A 7283-nucleotide genomic window follows, 5' to 3' on the forward strand; every position below is an offset into this window, starting at 1 on the left:
CATCTCGCGAGCGCGCGCCGTCCGCGTTGCGATGGAGAGCCTGTTGACCGACCTTGCCACCACCATGAGCCGCAGCGAGGCCGAGCAGCGCGTCCGCATCTGGGTGGACGTCTGCTCGGAGCGCTTCGAGGCCGACCTGTCGGCATCCGGCGGCTACGCCTACTTCAGCAAGGCCGAAGCCGATCAGATGGGATCGGTCCCGACCCGCGAATTGGACGACTTGTTCCGCATCATCGGCGATACCGTGGTGCGCCCCCGGGAAAAGCAGGCGATCTCTGCGGCTTTGTCGGGGCGTGATCCCGAGGCCGCGAGCAGCATGGAGCCGATTATCGGCGGCATGATGAAGGTGATCGCCCCTGCCACTGACCGTGCGTCGCCTGATGGACAGCTTCTGGCCCGCACCATGCTGCGCGGACTGGCCGCCATCGCCGAGGAACGTTCGCGGATCGCGGCAGGCGAGATCGCGCCAATCCCGCCGAAGGCGTCAGGGCCATGGATGCCGAAAAAAGCGAAGCCGATGCCGGCTGCACCGTTCCTTAGCCACTGGAATGACTTCGAGGCATCGAAGCTCTCTAACGGCCTCTGGAAGGCCGATACCGCTTCCAATGGCCGATCCTCCCGGAAGCTGTTTCAGGAACTGGTCGGGAACAAGCCGGCAGCTGATATAGACCGAGCGCAGGTCTCGGAGTTTCGCAGGCTGCTGTTCGCCCTCCCCAAGTTCTACGACAAGGCGAAGTGCTGGCGCGGCATGCCGTTGAGAGAGGTCATTCAGGACGCCAAGGTCATCGACGACACCCGACCGCCCAAGGCGGCCATGATCCCCAGATTGAAGGTCAAGACCGTCGACAAGCACACGGGCAATTTGATCGAGTACTGGAATTGGTGCCAGATCAATGGTCGGCTGCCGAAGGAGGCGGAGAGCCCGTTCACGGGCTTCATCCAGCCGAAACCCAAGGGCAAGCAAGCGCGTCATGAGCGGAAGGCATGGCCGCCCGCGATGGTGGAGACGCTGTTCACCTCGCCGGTCTGGACCGGGAGCAAGAGCTTTCATCGCCGTGCCACCGCCGGCACGATGATCTTCAAGGACGCGCGGTTCTGGGTGCCGCTGCTCGGACGGCATACCGGCGCTCGCGAGGATGAAATCTGCTCACTCAAGGTAGGCGACATCATCATGATCGACGGTATCGCTTGCCTGAGCATCAGGGATAGCAAGACCCCGGAATCGGATCGCGATCTCCCGATCCCGGAGGCGCTTCTGCGTATGGGGTTCCTCGAATACCGGTATTGGGGCCGGGCAGCAGACGAACCGCTGTTCCCCGAGTTGATTCCTCAGGGCGTAGGAAGCCGTAGGTCGGCAGCCTTCAGCGGTTGGTTCACGGAGTATCGTCGGGGTATCGACTGCTACGTTTTGTTGGTCGATTTCCATAGCTTCCGACACAACGTTTCGACCGATCTGCAGAACATGCCAGGGCTCAATCTCGGCTGGGCAGACGAGATCACCGGCCATGACAGTGGCGTCCGTTCGAGCGAGAGGTCGCGCTATTCGAAGGGCGTGTTCATGAAACATCTCAAGACAACCCTCGATGCCATCTCTATCGGCGTAGACCTCGATCATCTCAACTACCACGGAGCGCGCGGTGAGCCCGCTCCCGGTGCTGCTGAGGATCGGGCGATGTTTGTAGCCGTCGCCGAGCGCGACATGAAGGCGAAGGCTGGCCGCCGCCGCGCCGGAGCCCCCCATGCTTGATGCCGGCCTACTCGCGCTTTTCGAAGACGACTTGCCCGACGAGTTGCTGAACGCTCGCCCGGAGAACCGTCAAGATGTGCCCGAGAAGCGTCCTCCGCTGACACCAGACGAACGGCATGCGTTCGACGAGCAGACCGCCCAGCGGCTGCTTCGCCTCGGTCGCGAGCCGTTCCGATCAGATCGCCGGGTCTTTCAGGACGTGGAAGTCGAACCGGGACGCCTGTTCGAGCCGCCGGCCTATCGCGAGCGCTTGGCCTTCGCCCGCATACTCGGGAAGCGCGCTGCGCGTACCAGCGCCGAATTCGACCTCTTCAAGGAGGGCCGCGATCTCTCCAATACCCGCCATTTCCTACTACGGCCCAGACCGGCCAAGGCGGCTCCGGGTAAAGCCCAGGCGGCCAAGGCTGCCATCGGAGAACTCGCGGCTGAGTTGGAGCGCTTCGCCGACAAATACAACACGTTCACGAAGCGGCTGGTGTCCGAAGGTTTGCTGCGCCCGCTACTCACCGTGGTGCATATCCGTTTCGATTTGAAGATGGGTAGGTGGGATGTCCATGCCCATTGCCTTTGGGATGTTGCAATCGGCGACCTCGATACTGTTCGCCAGCGCATCGGAACCAAATTTTCGACGCCATGGAGCGGCGAAAAGCCGCTGATAAACCCTGCCTCCGTGGTCAATTACATGACGCAGTGGGTCGTAGACCATCGTGAAATGCAGCGCTGGCCTGACGATGCCCTTTTAGAGCTGTGGGACCTGGACCGGCCACGGCTGGTCCGTCCCGCCGGCGAGTTCGCCGTCTTCCGTCGCCAGATCGCGGACCACCAACTTGAACGCAGCGGAAGCACTGTGACCGTCCTGCCCAAGAAACCGCGCCAAATGCGCCGGGAGGCACTCTGGAGGGGGGCTGGCAGCGACGGCGTCGTTGGATACGTCCGGCTCCGCTTGGACGGCTGTAGAAGGCTCTGCGCCGTCCTGGCGCCGGACCCTAGGAGCGTCCCCGCGCCTCACACGGGTAGCGGCGAGCCTGCCACGACGCCCGAGGCCACCTCGCGGGGGTATTCTACAACGAATCTCGGGCTAACTCTCCCCTCGACTGGACATCCCGTTCCCAGCGTCACCCCATCGTCCATCGAGGTCGACCGCGATACCCATGCCTTCATGCCCAAGCGCATACCGTATCGAATGCGATGGATGTGGCAAGCATGGCCATACGGCGGCAAGCGTCCGCTCAGCCGTCGAGAAGGCAACGGGAAGCCCGCCAGACCCATTCAACGACGCATTCGGCGCTTCCTTGAGGATCAGGCGCGAAGAGCGTTGGAGAAGCCTCCTGACGGATGATGTGGGCGGTCATCTCAGGCCGATCAGTCAGCATCAGCGCGCCGTCTCAATCGGGTATACCCTAGCGGGTCAATCTCATGAGACAAGAAAGCCGTCTCTTTAGGGTTGTTCAATGCGTTCTGAGACGGCAAGCTGGCTATCTCTAGACCCAAACGAGACAAGGTGTTTCATGTCGCAGCCCGATGCCCGCCTATACGGTTATGCCCGTGTATCGACCACCGACCAGCATCTGACCGTCCAGCGCGAGGCTCTGATCCGCGCCGGCTGCACGACGATCCGCGAGGAGAAGATCACCGGGACAACGACGGAGGGGCGCAAGGAGTTGCGCATCCTCATGGACTTCGTGCGGTCCGGCGACACTCTTGTCGTAACCCGGATCGACCGGCTCGCCCGCTCGGTTGGCGACCTGCAGGACATTGTCCGCGAGTTGAAGGCCAAGGGCGTTGCGCTGAAGGCGACCGAGCAGCCTATCGACACCAGCACCGCCGCCGGCAAGGCCTTCCTCGACATGCTAGCGGTCTTCGCCGAATTCGAGACGAGCCTTCGGCAGGAGCGGCAGTTGGAGGGCATCGCCAAGGCGAAAGCGGCGGGAGTCTACCGGGGGCGAAAGCCGTCCATCGATGCCGGCGAGATCGCTCGGCTTCGCCAGGATGGCCTAGGGCCATCGGAGATTGCCAAGAAACTGGGGATCGCCAGGGCAAGCGTCTATCGGGCATTGGCCGCCGACGATGGGCCAGCTGCCGCTTGATCTCATGTCGCTGGCAGCCCGCACGGTCGTAGGAGCGCGGCACAGCGTCCCAGCAGGCTTTCGACGCAGTGGAAGCCACCCGCCCCACCCCGGCGGCGCAACCCGGCCAGCTCTGCCGGTGCGGGGCTGATCGTCACGGCGATGCAGGCCGTGACGCCTACTGCCGGGAGAAGGTGGGGCGCAGAGCGGGTCCACCGCCACCCTCCGGCTCGTCGGCATCGATCTCGGCTAGGATCGCATCGGCATCGAACTGGGATGCAGGGCGATCCAGGCCATATGCCGGCATGAAGGGCAGATCGGCATCGAGGTCTTCCAGTCGCGGCAGCGGATCGCCGGCTGCTACGGAGACGGCAGCCACGCACCAGGCCAGGACGAGGAAGTCGCGCATCCCGATCTCCATGTGCTCGACGAATGCCGCCACCGCTTGGCTGTCGGAACTGGCTACGAACAGTCTGGACAGCAATTCAACCCGCTGGGACATCGGCGCTGCGGTGGGCGCGGCACCTCGCACTACGAGCAGACTGAAATCCCTCAGGAGGCGGCCTATTGCCCTCTGCTCTTCCCGGCTGGTGCGCAGCGCGAAGAGGCGGCGCAGTGCCGCCCGCCGCTCCGGCGGATCAAGTTCGCTGCGAGCCAAAATCCTGCCACAGGCGGCGATCGTCAGCCTGACGAATGCCTCGGCGTCTCCGTCCCAGACAACGGTTTCCGTCGTTGGAGAGAACACGGAAGGAGCGGGCGTGTATTCTGGATTCCAAGTCATGTGCAGCCCCGTAGGTTGGCGGTCGCACAATTGTCTGGTTAACGCGAATCTAACGCAACGGTATTACCGGCGGGGGCGGTTGCGGGAGGAAACGAATCGGTTACGGACGCGCAAGAAACGCCGCACGGATTCCGAATCGAGTACTACCATTGACCCTTTCGAGAGCGCGCATAATCATCAGGTAGCCTTTGAAAGCCAGCAGTGCGCGGTAGTACGCGCAGACTGGCCAAGGGGGCAAGCCCCCTGTGGAACCCCCGAGGCAAGTCATGGCCGTCGTCCATCGTCCGCTCTCCTACAAGCTGCGCCCCGACGAGCTTGCCGCGCTTCGCGAGGCGGCAACGGCGGCAGGCATCGGGACCTCCACCTATGCCGCCGAGGCTGTGCGCCGCGCCATCGGGACGACCCGCCGCCGCCCGATGCCTCGCCAGCAAACCGAGCTGACCGTCGCACTACGAGAGGCCACGGTCGCGGTCAGCAGGGTCGGTGGGCTCGCAAATCAGCTCTGCCGGCATGCGCATACTGGCGGGCGCGTCGATGCCGACGCGCTTGATCGCCTTCGCGCGCAACTGGCCCTGATCGATGCACGCTTGGAGGCGTCGGCCCGGTGATCATAGCGCATGCCCGACACGGTCGGACACGACGCGATGCCCGAAATCTCGCCAAGCACCTCATGAAGCCGGATGCCGGAATTCCTCCACGGGTGCATTCCATGGTCGGCCTCGCCGCTATGGGTGTCGAAGCGGCGCTTAACGCCATGCGCCGTCTCGCGCCACCAGGCGCAGCGGCCTTCCATCACATCTCACTTTCTCCGTCAGCGGAATGGGCCGCAGGTGATCTCGTAGTGGCCGCAGCGTCCGTCGTTCGGGAACTGGGCGGCGATCCGGCGACCCATCCTCACGTCATCGTCCTGCATCACAAGCCAGGCGCAGCCGGACGCGGGTCGCTGCACGCTCATGTGGTCGTATCGCACTGGCTCGGCCCCAGTCAGCGCCTTGACGATGCCTGGTCACATCTGCGGCTTGAGCGCCTGGCGAGGGAACTGGAATGGTCCCATCACGAACCCCTGACACGTGGCCGGCATGACAAGGCCGTCGCCAAGGCGCTTCGTGCGCGGGGCCTTCCCGAGATCGCCGATGCGCTGCTGACGACCGAGTGCGTTGAACCGGTCCCGCGATCCGTCGTGACGGCCTCTGCAAGGCAAGCCCTGACCCGTCAAGGCATTGATGATGTCGCGGCGCGCTCAGTCGTGACCGCCGCATGGTCGCAGGGCGACACACCGGCATCCTTCCGCGCCGCCTTGGCCGAGGCTGGCCTGCTCGTCGTGCCGGGTCAGAAGCAGGGTGTCTGGGTCGTGCAATCGTCAGGCGGCGTCGTCATCGGCGCTCTGGACCGGATTGTCAGGCAGAAGCGCGGCGATGTCGTCGCCCGAATGGAGGTAACCGATGAGCACTACAATGCCGCCCCTCGAACAGGAGCTTTTGATCCGCACCCGGAAGGTCGACAGCAAGACCGAGACCTTGCTCCGCCTACTCGATTTGCTGGAGGATCGGGAGGGGCCGACACCGTTGGATCTGATCCGCGAGGCCCTAACGGACATCCTGGTGGAGCAGCGGAGCATCCGCGGCAGCCTGCACCGCATCGAGCAGGTGATCCTGCCTCGGCCCGTCGCCGTGTCCGGGATCGTGCCGCAGCGACAGCGCTAGCTTCCGCGATCTCGATGCCTGAGATCAAGGCCGAGGTCGAGCGCCGCTATCTGCAACGCCGGCTCGATGAACTCCGGGAAGTTCATGACGCTGCTCGCGAAAAGCTCGCCCTTGCGAGAGTCCCCTTGCCGATGCCGGACAGCCTGATCCAGGCACGGCTCCGCGCCGACCGCGCGCGGCAGGCGAGCAGGGCGACGCGGGATGCGATGCACGCGGCCAGTGCGCGCCTCGACGCGATCAAGGCCGCCGAACCAAGAGGCTTCGCAGTTCTAGCAGCATGGATCGGCGGGCGGGCACGCAGGCTTCGCCAGGAAGCCGCTGAGGCGGCTGAGGATGATCGCCGCGCCAGAGAGCGCCATGAGGACGCCAACCGCCTCTCAGGCGTCTTCCAGGCGGCTTTAGAGGCAGAGGCCGAGCGCGTTTCAGCCAAGCGGGTTCAGGCGGTTGCGGCCCGGCGTCAGCTCGCCGAAGTTGCGGAGCACGAGGTGGCCGTCGTGGTATTGGCCGCGAACTCGTTAAGAACCAATCCGTTGCTAGTCAGCCTGTCGGCCACGGAGCTGCTATGGCGAGCCAATGAGGAACTGCGACGCCAAAATGGTATCAGCGAGCACCATCGCCACGCGGCGCGTCCGATGTCGCCAAGATACTGCTAAGAGGAGCTGTAGGGGGCACCGATAGGCTGAGGCCCCACCTCCTGCTCATTCGACGTGGGGGGTAGTTCTAACCACGGCGGTTTCTTAAGGAGGAATCGAGCGCCGCCTATATCGATGTCGCGTTTGAACGCTCGGGAGGCCTGGCTAACAAATGCCAAGGCGGCATCGTAGGCGTTCGTTACCTCGGTAATTGTCGGCGTGCCGCCCAAACCATAGCGATCAGACATCACCTGTGGCTCTCGGGGCATCCTCTTCAGTAAATGCCGTTTTGCAGCTATACCTAGGCCTCGTGGACAAAGCTTGACCTGAGACACGCGGATTGATTCAAGGCTT

8 protein-coding genes are annotated in these 7283 nt (G+C 63.9%); 6 read left to right on the plus strand and 2 right to left on the minus strand.

The window, feature by feature from the left end; translation table 11 throughout:
* The first annotated feature begins 43 nt into the window (after positions 1 to 43).
* The 3 genes from AX750_RS16040 (at position 44) to AX750_RS16050 (ending at position 3834) form a co-directional block, all read left to right on the plus strand.
* Positions 44 to 1747: a tyrosine-type recombinase/integrase gene (locus AX750_RS16040; RefSeq protein WP_197432834.1), complete on the plus strand. Its 1704-nt coding sequence runs from the start codon at positions 44 to 46 to the stop codon at positions 1745 to 1747.
* Positions 1740 to 3086, plus strand: a complete 1347-nt coding sequence (locus AX750_RS16045) for a hypothetical protein (protein WP_066735479.1) — start codon at positions 1740 to 1742, stop codon at positions 3084 to 3086. Before AX750_RS16040 ends, AX750_RS16045 begins: the two co-directional genes overlap by 8 nt.
* 169 nt (positions 3087 to 3255) lie before the next feature.
* Positions 3256 to 3834 carry a recombinase family protein gene (locus AX750_RS16050; protein WP_066735476.1) on the plus strand — a complete coding sequence of 193 codons (579 nt, stop codon included), beginning with the start codon at positions 3256 to 3258 and terminating at the stop codon, positions 3832 to 3834.
* 157 nt (positions 3835 to 3991) lie between these two features.
* Here AX750_RS16050 and AX750_RS16055 read toward each other — a convergent pair whose 3' ends face one another.
* Positions 3992 to 4594, minus strand: coding sequence for a hypothetical protein (locus AX750_RS16055; RefSeq protein WP_156449786.1), 603 nt, complete (start codon positions 4592 to 4594; stop codon positions 3992 to 3994).
* A gap of 266 nt (positions 4595 to 4860) precedes the next feature.
* On the opposite strand from AX750_RS16055, the gene AX750_RS16060 reads away from it, so the two are divergent.
* On the plus strand, positions 4861 to 5202 hold the full coding sequence (locus AX750_RS16060; protein WP_066735469.1) for a hypothetical protein: 342 nt from the start codon (positions 4861 to 4863) through the stop codon (positions 5200 to 5202).
* Positions 5203 to 5405: 203 nt separating this feature from the next.
* On the opposite strand, the gene AX750_RS26595 is transcribed toward AX750_RS16060, so the two are convergent.
* Positions 5406 to 5549 (minus strand): hypothetical protein, encoded by a 144-nt coding sequence (locus AX750_RS26595; RefSeq protein ID WP_156449787.1) that lies wholly within the window; start codon positions 5547 to 5549, stop codon positions 5406 to 5408.
* A gap of 499 nt (positions 5550 to 6048) precedes the next feature.
* Here AX750_RS26595 and AX750_RS16065 point away from each other — a divergent pair, with 499 nt between their 5' ends.
* Positions 6049 to 6297, plus strand: coding sequence for a hypothetical protein (locus AX750_RS16065; protein ID WP_066735468.1), 249 nt, complete (start codon positions 6049 to 6051; stop codon positions 6295 to 6297).
* Positions 6298 to 6311: 14 nt separating this feature from the next.
* The gene (locus AX750_RS16070) at positions 6312 to 6950 is read left to right on the plus strand and encodes a hypothetical protein (RefSeq protein WP_067254706.1); all 639 of its coding nucleotides are present in this window, start codon (positions 6312 to 6314) and stop codon (positions 6948 to 6950) included.
* Positions 6951 to 7283 lie beyond the last annotated feature (333 nt).

Origin of the sequence: Methylobacterium sp. CCH7-A2, assembly GCF_001557075.1 — a bacterium.
Lineage (GTDB): Bacteria > Pseudomonadota > Alphaproteobacteria > Rhizobiales > Beijerinckiaceae > Allobosea > Allobosea massiliensis.